Annotated in this window: 13 protein-coding genes; 6 read left to right on the top strand and 7 right to left on the bottom strand. The window is 70.4% G+C overall.

Features of this window, described 5'->3' with window-relative positions; all coding sequences use genetic code 11:
- Positions 1-215: 215 nt before the first annotated feature.
- From galE to H3309_RS05360, 7 genes are all read right to left on the bottom strand, one after another.
- Positions 216-1,190 (bottom strand): UDP-glucose 4-epimerase GalE, encoded by a 975-nt coding sequence (gene galE / locus H3309_RS05390; RefSeq protein ID WP_182297729.1) that lies wholly within the window; start codon positions 1,188-1,190, stop codon positions 216-218.
- Complete coding sequence (locus tag H3309_RS05385; RefSeq protein ID WP_182297728.1) at positions 1,187-2,617, bottom strand: mannose-1-phosphate guanylyltransferase/mannose-6-phosphate isomerase; 1,431 nt, start codon at positions 2,615-2,617, stop codon at positions 1,187-1,189. Before H3309_RS05385 ends, galE begins: the two co-directional genes overlap by 4 nt.
- A gap of 51 nt (positions 2,618-2,668) precedes the next feature.
- Positions 2,669-5,716 carry a bifunctional proline dehydrogenase/L-glutamate gamma-semialdehyde dehydrogenase PutA gene (putA, locus tag H3309_RS05380; protein WP_243453852.1) on the bottom strand — a complete coding sequence of 1,016 codons (3,048 nt, stop codon included), beginning with the start codon at positions 5,714-5,716 and terminating at the stop codon, positions 2,669-2,671.
- Between the two features lie 87 nt (positions 5,717-5,803).
- Positions 5,804-6,508 (bottom strand): phasin family protein, encoded by a 705-nt coding sequence (locus H3309_RS05375; protein ID WP_182297727.1) that lies wholly within the window; start codon positions 6,506-6,508, stop codon positions 5,804-5,806.
- An 84-nt stretch (positions 6,509-6,592) separates the two neighbouring features.
- Positions 6,593-7,972 (bottom strand): phosphoglucomutase/phosphomannomutase PgmG, encoded by a 1,380-nt coding sequence (gene pgmG, locus H3309_RS05370; RefSeq protein WP_182298514.1) that lies wholly within the window; start codon positions 7,970-7,972, stop codon positions 6,593-6,595.
- A gap of 5 nt (positions 7,973-7,977) precedes the next feature.
- The gene (locus tag H3309_RS05365; protein WP_182297726.1) at positions 7,978-8,370 is read right to left on the bottom strand and encodes a J domain-containing protein; all 393 of its coding nucleotides are present in this window, start codon (positions 8,368-8,370) and stop codon (positions 7,978-7,980) included.
- The gene (locus H3309_RS05360) at positions 8,370-9,140 is read right to left on the bottom strand and encodes a division plane positioning ATPase MipZ (protein ID WP_182297725.1); all 771 of its coding nucleotides are present in this window, start codon (positions 9,138-9,140) and stop codon (positions 8,370-8,372) included. The genes H3309_RS05365 and H3309_RS05360 overlap by 1 nt, the downstream gene beginning before the upstream one ends.
- A 74-nt stretch (positions 9,141-9,214) precedes the next feature.
- Between H3309_RS05360 and panC the strand changes: the two genes are divergently transcribed.
- Genes panC through H3309_RS05330 form a run of 6 tightly spaced genes read left to right on the top strand, consistent with a single transcriptional unit; the run spans position 9,215 to position 16,498 of the window.
- Positions 9,215-10,063: a pantoate--beta-alanine ligase gene (gene panC / locus H3309_RS05355; RefSeq protein ID WP_182297724.1), complete on the top strand. Its 849-nt coding sequence runs from the start codon at positions 9,215-9,217 to the stop codon at positions 10,061-10,063.
- Positions 10,060-11,694 carry a phospholipase D-like domain-containing protein gene (locus H3309_RS17710; protein WP_182297723.1) on the top strand — a complete coding sequence of 545 codons (1,635 nt, stop codon included), beginning with the start codon at positions 10,060-10,062 and terminating at the stop codon, positions 11,692-11,694. Before panC ends, H3309_RS17710 begins: the two co-directional genes overlap by 4 nt.
- 7 nt (positions 11,695-11,701) lie before the next feature.
- Positions 11,702-12,583 (top strand): PhzF family phenazine biosynthesis protein, encoded by an 882-nt coding sequence (locus tag H3309_RS05345; protein ID WP_182297722.1) that lies wholly within the window; start codon positions 11,702-11,704, stop codon positions 12,581-12,583.
- Positions 12,580-15,243 carry a bifunctional [glutamine synthetase] adenylyltransferase/[glutamine synthetase]-adenylyl-L-tyrosine phosphorylase gene (locus H3309_RS05340; RefSeq protein WP_182297721.1) on the top strand — a complete coding sequence of 888 codons (2,664 nt, stop codon included), beginning with the start codon at positions 12,580-12,582 and terminating at the stop codon, positions 15,241-15,243. Before H3309_RS05345 ends, H3309_RS05340 begins: the two co-directional genes overlap by 4 nt.
- Entirely contained in the window at positions 15,240-15,701 is a 462-nt protein-coding gene (locus tag H3309_RS05335) for a peroxiredoxin (RefSeq protein WP_182297720.1), read from the top strand. The genes H3309_RS05340 and H3309_RS05335 overlap by 4 nt, the downstream gene beginning before the upstream one ends.
- On the top strand, positions 15,698-16,498 hold the full coding sequence (locus tag H3309_RS05330) for a ferritin-like domain-containing protein (RefSeq protein ID WP_182297719.1): 801 nt from the start codon (positions 15,698-15,700) through the stop codon (positions 16,496-16,498). Before H3309_RS05335 ends, H3309_RS05330 begins: the two co-directional genes overlap by 4 nt.
- Positions 16,499-16,516: the final 18 nt, after the last annotated feature.

Raw genomic sequence — 16,516 nt, 5'->3', positions numbered from 1 at the left:
GTCCTCTCCGCAGGGGGGGAGGTGGCCGCGAAGCGGACAAAGGGGCCAACGCGGCAAACGACGAACATTTCACCCTCACCCCGCCCTGCAACAATCCACCACCATAACCACCGGCATTTCACCGGAAATGATCGCGACACATCCTTGCAACCCATTGATTCAAAACAAAACATGGTGTAGTAAAAAAGAACAGAAATCGAAAAATCGTCAAGATTTCAACCCTGCAACATCCGCCGCTCCCAGGCCAACCCGTCCCGCACAATTTCCGCCAGCGCCGCATGCCGCGGCACCCACCCCAACTCCTTCAAAATCCTCGCATTGTCCGCCACCACACTCGCCATGTCGCCCGGCCGCCGCGCCGCCGCCACCCACGGCACCGCCTGTCCCAGCGCGTCGCCCAGCACTGCCAGCACTTCGAACACCGAAGCCCCCCGGCCATAGCCGACATTGTAGAGCCTCGGTCGTCCCGGCTCCGCCGCCAGCGCATCGAGCAGCAGCACATGCGCCGCTGCCAGGTCGCTGACATGGATATAGTCGCGCACGCCCGTCCCGTCCCGCGTCGGATAGTCGGTCCCCGTCACCTCGACCGCCGGCCGCAACCCCAGCCCCGCGGCCATCGCCACCTTCAACAGGTGCGTCGCCCCGGGCGCGCGCTGGCCCGCCCGCCCCGCCGGGTCGGCCCCGGCCACGTTGAAATACCGCAGCACCCCCAGGTCGAACAGGCCCTGCCCCGCCGCATCCCCCAGGATGCGCTCGACGAAGGCCTTGGACGCCGCATAGGGGTTGGCCGGCTTCAGCGGCTCGTCCTCGCTGACCGGCGCATCACCCACCGGGCCATAAACCGCCGCCGTCGATGAAAACAGCAACCGCTGACACCCCGCCGCGACCATCGCCTTCGCCAGGCTGACCGAGGCCGACACATTATTCCCGTAATAATCCAGCGGCTTCTCGATCGATTCATTGACCACGATCGAACCGGCGCAATGCACCACCGCCTCCACCCCTCGCAGCGCCTCGATCACCCGATCCGTGTCACGCAGGTCGGCCTCCACCAGCCGTACGCCATCGGGCACCGCGTCGGCGAAACCGGTCGAGAGATTGTCCAGCACCATCACGTCCCGGCCGGCATCCCGCAGCGCCAGAACGATGTGGGAGCCGATATAGCCGGCCCCGCCCGTCACCAGGATCATTCGGCCGCATCCGCCAGCGGCGGCGCCCGGCCATAGATGTCCTCGAACCGGACGATGTCATCCTCGCCCAGGTAGCTGCCCTGCTGCACCTCGATCAGCTCCAGCGGTGCCGGGCCCGGATTTTCCAGCCGGTGCTTCGCCCCCAGCGGAATGTGCACCGATTGCCCGGCATTCAGCGTCAGCACCCGGTCGCCCACCGTCACCACCGCCTCCCCGCTCGCCACCACCCAGGTCTCGGCGCGCTTGGCATGGCTCTGCAGGCTCAGCCGCCCCCCCGGCTTCACTGCGATATGCTTCAGCTGCCACCCCTCGCCGGCGCCCAGGCTGCGGTAACTGCCCCAGGGCCGCCGCACCTCGGCATGCGCCTTCGCCAGGTCCAGCCCCTGGGCATGGATGGCATCGACCAGCAGCTTGATGTCCTCGGCGCGGTTGCGCGGCGCGATCATCACCGCGTCGGGCGTGGAGACCACGATCATGTCATCCAGCCCCAGTGCCGCCACGAACGGCCCATTCTCGTTCCGCACCAGGCTGTCCCGGCACCCGATCAGCGTCCCCGCCCCGCGCACCACATTGCCCTCCGCGTCCGGCACCGTCACCCGCCACAGCGCGTCCCAACTTCCCACGTCGGACCAGCCCATGTCCACCGGCACCACCTTCACATGCGGCGCCGTCTGCATCACGGCATAGTCGATGCTGATGCTGGGGCAGGCCGCGAACGCCGCCGCCTCCGGCCGCAGGAAACGGCCATCGAGCACACCCGCCGCCACCGCCCGCGCCACATGCGCCGCGATCTCCGGCGCCGCCCCGTCCAGCGCCGCCAGATAGGCGTCCGCCGAAAACAAAAAGATGCCGGCGTTCCACAGATAGCCATCCGCCAGATACTGCTCCGCCGTCGCCGCGTCGGGCTTCTCCACGAATGCCGCCACCCGGCGCACCGCGCCCGCCGCCTCCACCGGCCGGATATAGCCATAGCCGGTCGCCGCCTCGGTCGGCGTGATGCCGAACGTCACCAGGCTGCCGTCCGCGGCCGCCGCCGCCGCGGTGGCGATCGCCGCCCGGAACGCCGCCTCGTCGGTGATCAGATGGTCGGACGGCATCACCAGCATCAATGCCGCGCCCCGTCCCGCCGCCGCCAGATGCTGCGCCGCCAGCGCGATCGCAGGCGCCGTGTTGCGTCCCTCCGGCTCCAGGATCACCACCGCCGGCATCACCCCCACGCCCAGCAACTGCTCGCTCACCAGATAGCGGTGGGCGTCGCCGGCCACCACGATCGGCGCCGCGCCATCGGCGACGCGCAACGCCGTCGCCTGCAACATGGTGCGCTCATGCGCCACCGCCTGCAACTGCTTGGGCACATCGGCGCGCGACAGCGGCCACAGCCGCGTGCCCGACCCTCCGGACAACAACACCGGAACAATCTCACTCACACAATACTCCCGCGCCTGTTGACCGCCGCGCGGCCCTTGGCACAGCCTGCCTCAATCTTCAATCGACAGCAGGCTGGCATTGCCGCCGGCGCTGGTGGTATCGACACTCACCGTCCGTTCCACGGCGAAACGCGGCAGGTAATGCGGCCCGCCCGCCTTCGGCCCGGTCCCGCTCAGCCCCTCACCGCCGAACGGCTGCGCGCCCACAACCGCGCCGATCATGCTGCGGTTGACATAGAGATTGCCCACCTTCGCCGCCGCCCGCACCCGGTCCGCCACCCCCGCGATCCGGCTGTGCAACCCCATGGTCAGCCCGTAACCCTTTGCATTCAGCCGCGTCACCAGCGCCTCCAGCTCCCCCGCACGCCAGGCGCAGACATGCAGCAGCGGCCCGAACCATTCGGCATCGAGCGCATCGACCGCATCGATCCCGATCAGCGTCGGCGCCACGAAATGCCCGACCTCCGGCACCGCCAGGCTGTGCAGCCAGCGCCCGCGCATCCGCTCCCGATAGGCATTCAGCTTCGCCGCGGCGGCGGCATCGATCACCGGCCCCACATCGGTTGCCGGATCGGCCGGATCACCCACCCGCAACAGGTCCATCGCGCCTTTCAGCATGGCGATGATGCCCTCCGACACCTCGGCCTGCACGCACAACAGCCGCAACGCCGAGCAGCGCTGCCCGGCACTGCGGAACGCCGAGGTCACCACATCCGCCACGACCTGCTCCGGCAGCGCCGTCGAATCGACGATCATGGCGTTGATGCCACCGGTCTCCGCGATCAAGGGCACCAGCGGGCGGGCGTCATCGGCCAGCAGCGCCCGCGCGATTGTCCTCGCCGTCGCGGTCGAGCCGGTGAACACCACGCCAGCCACCCGCGCATCCGCCACGATTCGCCCGCCCACCTCGCCACCGCCCGGCAGGAAATGCAGCACATCCGCCGGCACGCCGGCTTCATGCGCCAGCTGCACGGCACGAAACGCCACCAGCGGCGTCTGCGGCGCCGGCTTCGCCAACACGGCATTGCCCGCCACCAGCGCCGCCGCCACCTGTCCCACGAAAATCGCCAGCGGAAAGTTCCACGGCGCGATCGCCGCATAGACGCCCCGCCCCGCCAGCCGCAGGCTGTTCGCCTCCCCTGTCGGCCCCGGCAGCGCCACCTCAGCAAAATCCAGCCGCGCCCGCACCGCGTAATAGCGGCAGAAGTCCACCGCCTCGCGCAGGTCGGCCACCGCATCCCCCAGCGTCTTGCCGGCCTCCTTCACCAGCAGCGCCAGCAGCCCATCGCGATCCGCCTCGATGGCATCGCCCCAGGCTTCCAGCATCCGCGCCCGCGCCTCGACCGGCGTCGCATCCCAACCCGGCGCCGCCCGCGCCGCCGCCTCGACCGCCCGCGCCACCAGCGCCGCATCCGCCTCCACGACGCTCCCGACCGTCTCCTCCGGCCGCGCGGGGTTCACCACCAGCCGCCCCTGCCCCGCCACCACGCCGCGCGTCAGCGGCACGGCATGGACCGGTCCCGCTGCCCGCACAGCGGCCACCGTCGCCGCCAGCGTATCGGCTTCGGCCAGGTCCAGGCCCGCCGAATTGCGCCGCCCCGGAAACAGGTCCGCCGGCAGCGGGATCGCCGGATGCCGCGCGCCGCCCACCCCGGCGATCTTCGCCGCCGGATCCGCGAGCAGCTCGGCATCGCTCAGGCTGCGATCCGCCAGCTGGTGCACGAAGCTGCTGTTGGCGCCATTTTCCAGCAGCCGCCGCACCAGATAGGCAAGCAGGTCGCGATGCCCCCCCACCGGCGCGTAGAGCCGGCAGGCATAACCTTCCTCCGCCACCAAGCGCTCATACAGCCCGGCACCCATCCCATGCAGCCGCTGGAATTCGAAATCCCGCCGTCCACCTGCCCATTGCAGGATGGTCGCGACCGTCAGGGCATTGTGGCTGGCAAAGGCCGGAAACAGGCTGTCCGCCGCCAGCATCCGCCTGGCGCAGGCAAGGTAGCTGACATCGGTCGCCGCCTTCCGCGTGAACAGCGGATAGTCGCTCAGGCCCGCTTCCTGCGTCCGCTTGATCTCACTGTCCCAATAGGCGCCCTTCACCAGGCGCACCGTCATGCGCCGGCCGCTCTGCCGCGCGGTCTCCGCCGCCCAGTCCACCACCGCGGCCGCCCGCTTGCCATAGGCCTGCACCGCCATCCCCAGCCCGTCCCAGCCGCGCAGCGCCGGGTCGTCTGCCACCCCGGCGATGATCTCCAGTGACATCACCAGCCGCTCGCTCTCCTCGGCATCCACCGTCAGGCCCACATTGGCCGCCGCCGCCGCCCGCGCCAGCGTCCGCAGCATGTCGGTCAGCGCCGGCACGCACGCCCCCGCCCGCGCCGTCTCATAACGCGGATGCAGCGCCGACAGCTTCACCGAAACGCTGTGCGCCGCCCGGTTGCCCGCCTTGCCCACCGCCGCGACCGCGTGCCCATAGGCCGCGAAATAGCGTTCCGCATCCTCCGCCGTCCGCGCCGCCTCGCCCAGCATGTCGAAACTGGCGTTGAAGCCGCGATTCTCCTTCGCCTCCATCCGCTCCAGCGCCTCGGCGATGTTCCGTCCCATCACGAACAGCTGCGCCATCACCCGCATCGCCGCGCCCACCGCCGTCCGCACGAACGGTTCCCCGGCGCGCGCCACCAGCCGCCCCAGCACGCCGCCGCCCTCGCCCTCCTTCACCAGCGCCCGCGTGATCACCAGGCCCCAGGTCGCGCTGTTGACCAGCGCCGAATCGCTCTGCCCGCTGTGCTCCGCCCAGTTCGCCATCCCCAGCTTGTCGCGGATCAGCGCATCGGCGGTGTCGGCGTCGGGCACCCGCAGGAACGCCTCCGCCAGGCTCAGGAGCGCGATCCCTTCCTCGGTGTTCAACCGATACTGCTGCAGAAAGCGGTTCACCCAGCCATCGACCGCCGCCGCGCGCAGATCCGCCAGCAACCCGCCGGCGCGCACCAGCACCGCCTTGCGCGTCGGCGCGTCCAGCATGGCATCGGGCAGCAACGCCGCCAGCACATCGGGTTCAGGGGCGCGATACAGCTCGCGCATGGTATCAGATGTTACGATCATGCCGGCGTCATAGCCGCAGCGGCGCCCGAGAAAAAGGCGGCGAGGTCACCCCCGCCGCCTGTTTTCATCAGCCTTGTCGGCGTCGGTTCAGCGCGCGAACACGCCCTTCACCTGCTCGCCAGCCAGCGCCATGCGGCTGCTGAGCGGCTGGGCGACGTCACCCGCCACCTTCAGCATGGTTTCGCTCATCTTGGACCAGAAGGCGACCGTGTGGTCGAACTGCGTCTTCACATAGCGGTTGTTCAGCTCGAACAGCTCGGTCGGGGTCTTCACACCGCTCAGGGACTTCACCGCGCTGGTGGTTTCCTCGAAACGGGCCTTGCCATGCTCGACCACCATCGAACCGATGGTTTCGGCACCCGCAGCCGCCGCCTTGGCCGAGGCGACCATCGCTTCGACATTGCCCTTGGTGAACTCGGTCACGTCGCTCATCGTCTTCATGCTCTTCTCCATCATGTCCTTGGCCTTCACGCGCAGCGTCTCGGCCTGTTCCTTGCCAGCTTCCACCACATCCGCCGCGGCGGTCTTGCCCTTGGCGGCCGCATCGGCCACCGCGGTCTTGCCCAGCGTCGCGACATCCGCCGCAACCGCCTTCACATCCTCGACCACCGTCTTCAGCGTCGGGGTTTCAACCGTCGCCGCAACCGGCGCAGTCACCACCACCGGCGTTTCGATCTTCGGCGCTTCAACCTTGGGCGCTTCGATCTTCGGCGCCACCGTCTTCGGGGCCATATCAGCCTTCGGGGTCATGTCCGCCTTCGGGGCGGGGGTCGTCGTCGCTTTGCTTGCCATCTGCACGCACTCCTGTGTTTTGCTGCATTGCACAATAATGCGCAGCAAAACACTTTTCAAGAGGCCTTTGTGCAGTGCAGCAAATCAGTGCCCGGCGATCACGCGCTCCACCCCCGACAGCGCCAGTTGCGCGTCGATCGCCGCCGTCAGCCGCGCCAGCGCCGCCTCGTCCGCCGCCTCCGCGCGCGCCACCAGCACATCCTGCGTGTTCGAGGCGCGAAGCAACCACCAGCCGTCCACCGTCGTCACCCGCGCGCCATCGGTATCGTTCACATCGGCACCGTCCGCGCGCAACCGCGCCAGCACTTCGTCCACCACCGCGAACTTCCGCGTCTCGCTGCACGGGAAGCGCATCTCCGGCGTGTTCACGATGGCGGGCATCGCCGATTTCAGCGCCGTCAGCGAGCCGCCCAGTCCATGCACCGCCTCGATCAGCCGCACCGCGGCATAGAGCGCATCGTCAAACCCATACCAACGATGCTTGAAGAAGATATGGCCGCTCATCTCGCCGGCCAGCGGGCAATCCTCCTCCTTCATCTTCGCCTTGATCAGGCTGTGCCCGGTTTTCCACATCAGCGGCCGCCCGCCCAGTTCCGCCACCCGGTCATACAGCGCCTTGCTCGCCTTCACGTCGGCGATGATGGTCGCGCCGGGCAGCTCGCGCAGCACCGGTTCGGCCAATATGCCCAGCAACTGGTCACCCCACACCACCCGGCCCTCGCCATCGATGGCGCCGATCCGGTCGCCATCACCGTCAAAGGCGATACCGAAATCCAGGCCCTTCTCCGCCACCAGCCGCTTCAGGTCGGCCAGATTCTTCTCCTCGGTCGGGTCGGGATGGTGGTTGGGAAAGGCACCGTCGATCTCGGCGAACAGCACATGATGCTCGCCCGGCAGCATCGCCACCAGCGCCTGCACCGCCGGCCCCGCCGCGCCATTGCCGCAATCCCAGCCGACGCGGAACGCGCCACCCCGGAAATCCTCCACCAACCGCGCCACATAGCGCTCGAAGATGCGATGCGCCCGCGACGATCCCGACCCGGCCTCCCAATCGCCCGCCGCCGCCGCCTCCCCCAAGGCGCGAATGTCCGCGCCAAAGAAGGGCCGGTCCTTCAGCATCATCTTGAAGCCGTTGTAATCGGGCGGATTGTGGCTGCCGGTGATCATCACGCCACCGTCGCAACCCAGCTCATAGACGCTGAAATACAGCATCGGCGTCGGCCCCAGCCCCACGCGCACGGCATCCACGCCGCTCTCGTTCAACCCGCGCACCAGCGCCGCCTCCAGCGGTGGCGAGGACAGCCGGCCGTCATAGCCCACCGCCACCGTCCGCCCGCCGGCGCGGGCAATCACCGTCCCGAACCCGCGCCCGATCGCCCAGGCATCCGCCTCGGTCAGCGTATCGCCCACGATCCCCCTGATATCATATTCGCGAAGGCTGGTCGGATGGAACTGATGGTTCACAAGGGTCACTTTCTCAACAATCGGTCGCGCGCCGCGTTAACCCGGCGCGCCAGCTCTGCGCTACCCCCGCGATCGGGGTGCACGCCGCTGATCAATCGGCGATGCGCCGCGATGATCTCGGCGTCGGCTGCAAACGGCCCCACCCCCAAAATGTTGCGCGCTTCCATCTCGTCCATCGGCAAGGTCGCCACTTTGCGGCGCAGGCCGTCGCGCCAAACCCACCAGGCGGTCAACACCGCGACCAGCGCGGCCGGAATGAACTGCCCCTTCACGAACAGCTCGCCGGTCAGCAGCGCCCCCAGCGCACCCCCCACCCAGCGCCAGCCATCGCGCTTCAACCGCCCGGTCAGCGCCAGCACCAGCGCACCGGCCGCCAGCAACAGCGCGAACGCCCCCATCAGGCCGCCGCCCGCATCAGCGCCGGCAACGCCAGCGCCTCCACCAGCGCCCGCAGCTCCGCCCGCGCCGCGACATGGCTGACCGACACATCCTCCAGCGCCGCCATGTCCAGCAGTGTCAGCCCGCGCGGAAACAGCTCGCGATAGATCACCCGCTCGGAAAGCCCCGGCGCCACCCGGAAGCCGATCCGCTTCGACAGCTCGTTGAGCGCGGCGCCCACGCGCTTCCGGTTCCGCGCCTCCAGGCTCGACAGACGGTTGCGCAACACCACCCAGTCGACGCTGCCGCCATCGGCCTTGGCCCGCGCCTGCCGCGCCTTCCACACCAGCTCGGCATAGAATCCCGGGCGCTTCACCTTGTAGGTTTCCGCATCCACCTGCCCGATCAGGTCGAAATCGATGAAACTGTCGTTGATCGGCGTCACCAGCGTATCCGCCCGCGCGATCGCCTTGACCGCCAGCGCCGAATCACGCCCCGGCGTGTCGACAATCAGGAACCGCGGCGCACCCTCGATCGCTGCCGCCAGCCCCGCCTCGTCGCCCTCCTCCAGCACCCGCACCGGCGGCACCGCCAGCGCCAGCCCCTTGCGCCGGGCATAGTCCGCCCGATTCTCCATGTACCGCGCCGTCGTCCGCTGCCGCGAATCGAGATCGACCGCGGCCACCTCATGCCCCAGCGTCAACAGCGCCACCGCCACATGCACGGCGCTGGTGGATTTCCCCGACCCCCCCTTCTCATTGGCAAAGACGATGACATGCGGCGCCGACATCAAATTTCTGTCCCCGATTCCCGATAAAGCTGCCATTGGCGGCAAGCCCCGCGTCGCGTCAATCAGAAGGCCGCATGTCCGTTCACACCGTCCACAGCGTCGCCGATCTCCGCCAGCAGCTCTCCGCCTGGCGCGCCGCCGGCGACCGCATCGCCCTGGTCCCCACCATGGGCGCGCTCCACGCCGGCCACCTCGGCCTCGTCCGGCTGGCACAATCGCACGTCGCGCGCGTTGTCACCTCCGTGTTCGTCAACCCGCTGCAATTCGGCGCCCACGAGGATTTTGGCGCCTATCCCCGCACCCTGCCCGCCGATTCGGCGGCGCTCGCCACGGTCGGCTGCGACCTGCTGTTCGCGCCCGCCGCCACAAACGTCTATCCCACCGGCTTCGCCACCACCATCCATGTCGGCAGACTCGGTGACCGTTGGGAAGGCGCCGCGCGGCCCGGCCATTTCGACGGCGTCGCCACCGTGGTCACCAAATTGCTGACCATGGCGGCCCCCGACATCGCCGTGTTTGGAGAGAAGGACTGGCAGCAGCTCGCCATCATCCGGCGCCTGGTCGCCGACCTCGACCTGCCGGTCACCATCATCCCCGCCCCCATCGCCCGCGATCCCGACGGCCTCGCCCTCTCGTCACGCAACGCCTATCTCTCCGCCACTGCCCGCACCCGCGCCGCAGCGCTTCCTGCCGCCCTCACCGCCGCGGTCGCCCGGCTGCAATCGGGCGCATCCGTCGCAACCGTCCTGGCGGAGGCCCAGGCCGCCATCCTCGCCGGCGGCTTCGACAGTGTCGACTATGTCGCCCTCACCGACGCCAACAGCCTCGAACCGCTCGACACGCTCGACCGTCCCGCCCGCCTCCTCGCCACTGCCCGGATCGAAGGCGTCCGGCTGCTCGACAACGTCGCCGTCACCCCATGACCCCCGCCCTCTTCCTGCCTCCGGGCAGCGGCCCCGATGCCCCCTATCCCCCCCGCGCCGGTTGCGCCGTCGAGCCGCTGGTGCTGGCCGCCGCCTTCTACCCGGCGCTCGAAGCCGCCATCCTCGGCGCCACGCACAGCCTGAACCTCGCCTTCCGCATCCTCGATCCCGACACCAAGACCCGCTCGCCCGAGGCGACGGCCGCCGGCCTCGCCACCTGGGGCGAACTGCTCGCGGACGCCGCCCACCGCGGGCTCACCGTACGCCTCCTCCTCAGCGATTTCGAACCGACGCTCGGGCAACGCCTGCACGCCGACAGCTGGCGGACCTGGAAAACCCTGCACGCCCTCACCCGCGATGCCCATGAAACCCACATGCAGGTGCTGGTCGTCCAGCATGAGGGCGAGCTCGGCGGCCTGTTCCGTCATCTCGCCCGCCTGCCCGTCTGGTTCTTTGCCCGCCGCACGCTGGCATCGCTGGCCGCCGACGCCTTCATCCCCGGCCTCAGCCCTTGGCGCCGCCCCACCTCCTGGCGCCACCTGCCGCGCCTGTGGCCAGCGACCTATCACCAGAAATTCGCCGTGGTCGACGGCCACACCGCCTTCGTCGGCGGCCTCGACATCGACGAACGCCGGTGGGACGACCGCCGCCACCGCCGCCGCGTCGGCGACAGCTGGCACGACCTGTCGGCCCGCGTCACCGGGCCGGTCGTCGCCGATTTCCACCAGCATTTCTGCCGCCTGTGGGAAATGGAAAGCGAACGGCTGCCGCAGCGGCTGAAGGACTGGATGGCGGGCGAGGCGCCGGACATCGTCTTCACGCCCTGCACGCCCGCCCCCGCCCCGCCTGCCAGCGGCAACGCCCGGGTGCAGCTCGTCCGCACGCAATCCCGCCGCAACCCCGTCGCCTGGGCAGTCGGCCCCATCCGCCGCATCACCGAGATCGAGGAGGCCCACCGCCGCCTCATCAACAGCGCCGAGACGATCCTCTATATCGAGGCGCAATTCTTCCGCCTGCGCCGCGTCGCCCGCTGGATCGTCAAACGGGCCCGGCAATGCCCGGCGCTCCAGGTCATCATCCTGCTGCCCAACGCGCCCGAGGAGGTGGCCTTCGACGGTGACCGCCGCGCGCCGCACCGCCATGGCGAATGGCTCCAGATGCGCGCCATCCGTCACCTGCGGCGCCGCATCCCGCGCCGCGTCGGCCTGTTCTCGCTCGCCCAGCAGCAGCGCGCCCGGCCGGATGAGATCGCCGAATATGAAGAGGGCCGCGGTGTCGGCTTCGGCAGCGGCATGATCCATGTGCACAGCAAGCTGCTCATCGCCGACGACCACAGCGCGCTCATCTCGTCCGCCAACATCAACGGCCGCAGCTTCCGCTGGGACACCGAAACCGGCTTCCTCTGGCACGAACCCGGGGCCGTCGGCGCCTTCCGCGACGCGCTGTGGCACGACCTCCTGCAACGCGATTCCATCGCGCCCGAAACCGCGCTCGACAGCTGGCGGGAGCAGGCGGTCGCCAACGCCGCCCGCAAGCCGGAGGAGCGGCAGGGCTTCATCGTCCCGCACCAGATCACCAAGGCCCGCGCCTTCGCCCGGCCAAGCTGGTTCGTGCCCGACGATCTGGTATAGCGCGGCGATGCCCGATTTTCCCTTCACCACCGTCGACGTCTTCACCACCAGCCGCTTCGCCGGCAACCCGCTCGCCGTCATCACCGATGCGCGCGGGCTGGACACGGCGGCGATGCAGGCCATCGCGCGTGAGTTCAACTACGCCGAATCGACCTTCGTCTTCCCGCCGACCGACCCCGCCAACACCGCCCATGTCCGCATCTTCACGCCCGAAGAGGAAATGCCCTTCGCCGGCCACCCCAATGTCGGCACCGGCTTTGTCCTCGCCCGCCTGGGCACGCTGTTCGGCCGCCCCGTCCCCGACCGCATGATCTTCGAGGAAGCCGCCGGCCTGGTTCCCGTCACCATCAGGCGCGAAGCCGGCGCCATCACCGGCGCCACCGTCCGCGCCCCCCGCCCGCTGGCATTGGGCACCATCGTCGATCCCGTCCGCGTCGCGGCGCTTGCCGGTCTCGACCCCGCCGACATCCTCACCACCCGCCACCCGCCCCGCTTCGCCTCGGTCGGCGCCGAGTTCCTGATCGCCGAAGTCGGCGCCGACGCGCTCGCCCGCGCCCGCTGCAACGTCGCCGCCTTCGAGGCCGCGGAGGGCAACATCGGCCAGTCCGCCGGCCTCCTCGGCCTGCACCTCTACGCCCGGCACACCGACCATATCGAGGTGCGCATGTTCGCCCCGCTCGCCGGCGTTACGGAGGATCCCGCCACCGGCAGCGCCGCCGCCGCACTCGGCGCCTGGCTGAACGCGCTGGACCCGGCCGAGACCCGCTTCACCCTCCACCAGGGCCGCCACGTCCGTCGTCCGTCGCTGATCGAGGTCGAGGCCGGCCCCAATGCCGTCACCGTCGGCGGCCCCTGCGTCCCCGTCATGGCGGGCATGCTGCACCTGTGAGCCTGCCCGACGCGATTCACCGCGCCAACAGCCACTCGCCCTTCCTGCGCGGCCTCATCCGCCGCGAAACCGCCCTCCTCGACACGCTGACGACCGACGGCCCCGAGGCCGCCCTCACCACCGCCCTCGCCCGCCTCGACCCCGCCCATCCCCTGCCGTCCGTCCGCCACGCCCGTGCCGGCGTCGCGCTTACCGTCGCCCTGGCCGACCTCGCCGGCCTCTGGCCGCTCGAAACCGTCACCGCTGCCCTCACCCGCTTCGCCGACAGCGCACTCGACGCCGCCATCACCGCCGCCTTCGCGGAGCGTGATTCGTCCCCCGCCGGCCTCGCCGCGCTCGCCCTCGGCAAGATGGGCAGCCACGAGCTCAACTACAGCAGCGACATCGACCTAATCTTCATCCACGATCCCGACACCCTGCCCCGCCGCCCCACCGAAGAACCGGGCGAAGCCGCGGTCCGCCTCGTCCGCCGCATCGCCGCCATCCTCTCCGAACGCACCGCCGACGGCTATGCCCTGCGCGTCGACCTCCGCCTCCGCCCCGATCCCGACAGCACGCCCGCCAGCCTCGCGCTCAACGCCGCCCTGCATTATTATCAATCCCAGGCCCTCGCCTGGGAACGCCTCGCCTTCATCCGCGCCCGCGCCGCCGCCGGCGACACCGCGCTCGGCCGTGCCTTCCTCACCGACATCGAGCCCTTCGTCTGGCGCCGCACCCTGGATTTCAGCGCCATCGCCGACATCCGCGATGTCAGCCACCGCATCCGCGACCATTACAGCGAGGGCCAAAAACCCGGCCCCGGCTATGACCTGAAACGCGGCCGCGGCGGCATCCGCGAAATCGAGTTCTTCGCCCAGATTCACCAGCTGATCTTCGGCGGGCGGGACGACAGCCTGCGCGCCCCCGCCACGCTCGATGCCCTCCCCGCCCTCGCCGCCGCCGGCCGCATCACCTCCGATGACGCCACCACGCTGGCCGACGCCTATCGCCGCCTGCGCACCCTCGAACACCGGCTCCAGATGCTCGACGACGCCCAGACCCACAGCATCCCGCGCCTCGCCGCCGCGCGCGCCGCCGTCGCCGGGCTGGCCGGCGCCCCCCATTGGCGTGCCCTCGAATCGGCCCTGCTGCCACTGACCCGCACCGTCTCCCGCGCTTACGACCGCCTCGTTGCCGAGGACGGCGACCGCAAACCCCGCCTGCCGCACGACAGCGACGCCCTCGACCGCTGGCTCGCCAAAGCCCGCCTTGCCGACCCGCCGCTGGTGCGCAGCCTGCTGGCGGGCTGGCGCGCCGGCCGGCCGCGCGCGCTCCGCGCGCCAGAGGCGCGCCGCAGCTTCGAAATCCTGCTCCCCACCCTGCTGCCCGCGGTCGCGCGCGGCAAGCAGGGGCGCGCCGGCCTGCTCCGCCTCGACAGCTTCATCCGGGCGCTGCCCTCGGGCGTGCAGTTCTGGGGCCTGCTCTCCGCCCACCCGCCGCTCGTCACCCTGCTCGCCCGCCTGCTGACCGCCACGCCGCTGCTCGCCGACGCCCTCGCGCGTGATCCCGGCCTGATCGACACGCTCCTGGACCCGCCGCCGCCGCTGCCCGGCCCCGCCGAGGCACAGGCCGAACTCGCGCTCGCCACCCGCAACCTCGATGGCGAGGCCCTGCTCGACCGCGTCCGCCGCTGGGCCGCCGAACGCCGCTTCCTGCTCGGCGTCCGCCTGCTGGACGCCGCCATCGACCCGCTCGACGCCGCCGCCACCCTCGCCGCCATCGCCGACGCCGCGGTGCTGCGCCTGGCAGACGCCGCCAGCGCGCGCTTTGCCGCGCGGCACGGCCGCTGCGCGGGCTGCCATCTGGTCATCCTCGCGCTCGGCCGCTGGGGCGGCCAGGCACTTACCGCCCAGTCAGACCTCGACCTTGTGCTGCTGTTCAGCGGCGATTTCCGCCGCGAATCCGATGGCCCCGCACCCCTCTCCGCGACCGCCTGGTTCAACCGCCTCGGCCAGCGCCTGATCGCCGACCTCAGCGTTGCCACCGCCGCCGGCCGCCTGTTCGACATCGACACCCGCCTTCGCCCGTCGGGCGCGCAGGGCCTGCTCGCCGTCAGCCTCGACAGTTTCGCCGCCTACCAGTCCGCCGAGGCCGAAAGCTGGGAGCATATGGCCCTCACCCGCGCCCGGCCCCTCGGCGCCGACGCCGCCGCCGTCGCCGCGGCCCAGGCGATGATCGACACCATCGTCGCCCAGCCGCGCGATCCCGCCACCCTGCCGCGCGAGGCGATGGCGATGCGCCGCGAGATCGCCAGGCACAAACCCGCCGCCGGCCCGTGGGACCTGAAACTGATGCGCGGCGGTCTCGTCGACCTGGAGTTCATTGTCCAGACCCGCGCCCTGCTGCGTGGCGCGCCCATCCCGCCGCAGCTCGACCGCGCCATCGCCGCCGTCGCCCCCGAACTCGCCGACGCGCATGGCGTGCTGATGCGCCTCCTCGTCCTGCTGCGGCTCGTCATGCCCGCGGGCGACGGCGCCGCACCCTCCGCCGCCACCGGGCTGCTGCTGGCCCGCGCCCTCGGCCTCCCTGGTTTCGCCGCGGTGAAATCGGCGTTGACTCTCGCCCGGCAGCAGGTCCTTGCCGCATGGGCCACCACCTTCCAGTCAGGAGAGACCGCATGATCCTCGCCGTCGGAGACCCCGCCCCCGCCTTCACCCTCGCCGGCCCTTCGGGACCGATCACCAGCGCCGATTTCGCCGGCCGCAAGCTGGTGCTCTATTTCTACCCCAAGGACGACACCCCCGGCTGCACCACCGAGGCCGTCGCCTTCACCGCGCTCGCGGGCGACTTCGCCGCCGCCGACACCGCCATCCTCGGCGTCTCCAAGGACAGCGTCACCAGCCACGGCAAGTTCGCCACCAAGCACAAGCTCACCATCACCCTCGGCGCCGACGAGGGCGAAGTGACCGAAGCCTTCGGCGCCTGGGTGGCGAAATCCATGTATGGCAAGACCTACATGGGCATCGAACGCTGCACCTTCCTGATCGGCCGCGATGGCCGCATCGCCCAGATCTGGCGCAAGGTGAAGGTGCCCGGCCACGCCGACGCCGTCCTGGCCGCCGCCCGCGCGCTGCCATGACCAGCCTCGCCGCCGTGGCCGCCGGGGTGCTCGCCACCGGCGATGCGGCGGCCACGGCGCATGCCGCCCGGGCGCTCGCGGCGGCCTGGCGGGCGGGTACCCTCACCCTCGCGGGCACGGCGCCGCTCCCCGATTCGCCGGCCCGGCCGGCGCGACCGGCAATGCTCCCCGCCAGCCGCATGCCGCGCCGGGGCCGCGCCGGCAGCCCCCGCGCCCGATTCGCCATGCTGCACGCGCTCGCCCATATCGAACTCAACGCCATCGACCTCGCCGCCGACATGCTCGGCCGATTCGCGCCCCCAATGCCACCCGCCTTCGCCGACGACTGGGTGCTGGTGCTCGACGAGGAAGCCCAGCATTTCAACCTCTTGCACCGCTGGCTTCAAACCAGCGGCGGCGACTATGGCGACCTCCCCGCCCATGACGGCCTGTGGCAGGCGGCGCACGACACCCGCCACGACCTCGCCGCCCGCCTGGCCATCGTGCCCCAGGTGCTCGAAGCCCGCGGCCTCGACGTCACACCCGCCATGATCGCCCGATTCGCGGCCGTCGGAGATGAGCGCGTCGTCTCGATCCTAACCCGCATTCTGGCCGATGAAATCGGCCATGTCGCCATCGGCAACCGCTGGTTCCGATTCGTCTGTGACCGTGCCAAAACCCCGCCACAGGCCGCTTTCCATGCCCTCGTCCAGCGACACTTTCGCGGCATGGTTAAGCCCCCGTTCAACGATTCAGCGCGGCTTCAGGCCGGTCTGACGCCGGGCTGGTATCTTCCGCTTGGCAGCCCCGCCGCATGATGCTTTCTGACCCCCAAC

It is taken from the genome of Sandaracinobacteroides saxicola (genome assembly GCF_014117445.1).
GTDB classification, from domain to species: Bacteria; Pseudomonadota; Alphaproteobacteria; order Sphingomonadales; family Sphingomonadaceae; genus Sandaracinobacteroides_A; species Sandaracinobacteroides_A saxicola.
The sequence above is the reverse complement of the archived record's forward strand: the minus strand, read 5'-3'. Positions and strand labels throughout refer to the sequence as shown.

What these genes read in the sequence shown, in the direction of transcription:
- H3309_RS05330 (WP_182297719.1), top strand. Translation starts at nt 15,698, where the DNA reads ATGACCAGCCTCGCCGCCGTGGCCGCCGGGGTGCTCGCCACCGGCGAT.
- panC (WP_182297724.1), top strand. Translation starts at nt 9,215, where the DNA reads ATGTCCGTTCACACCGTCCACAGCGTCGCCGATCTCCGCCAGCAGCTC.
- H3309_RS17710 (WP_182297723.1), top strand. Translation starts at nt 10,060, where the DNA reads ATGACCCCCGCCCTCTTCCTGCCTCCGGGCAGCGGCCCCGATGCCCCC.
- galE (WP_182297729.1), bottom strand. Translation starts at nt 1,190, where the DNA reads ATGATCCTGGTGACGGGCGGGGCCGGCTATATCGGCTCCCACATCGTT.
- putA (WP_243453852.1), bottom strand. Translation starts at nt 5,716, where the DNA reads ATGATCGTAACATCTGATACCATGCGCGAGCTGTATCGCGCCCCTGAA.
- H3309_RS05365 (WP_182297726.1), bottom strand. Translation starts at nt 8,370, where the DNA reads ATGGGGGCGTTCGCGCTGTTGCTGGCGGCCGGTGCGCTGGTGCTGGCG.
- H3309_RS05360 (WP_182297725.1), bottom strand. Translation starts at nt 9,140, where the DNA reads ATGTCGGCGCCGCATGTCATCGTCTTTGCCAATGAGAAGGGGGGGTCG.
- H3309_RS05335 (WP_182297720.1), top strand. Translation starts at nt 15,240, where the DNA reads ATGATCCTCGCCGTCGGAGACCCCGCCCCCGCCTTCACCCTCGCCGGC.
- H3309_RS05375 (WP_182297727.1), bottom strand. Translation starts at nt 6,508, where the DNA reads ATGGCAAGCAAAGCGACGACGACCCCCGCCCCGAAGGCGGACATGACC.
- H3309_RS05345 (WP_182297722.1), top strand. Translation starts at nt 11,702, where the DNA reads ATGCCCGATTTTCCCTTCACCACCGTCGACGTCTTCACCACCAGCCGC.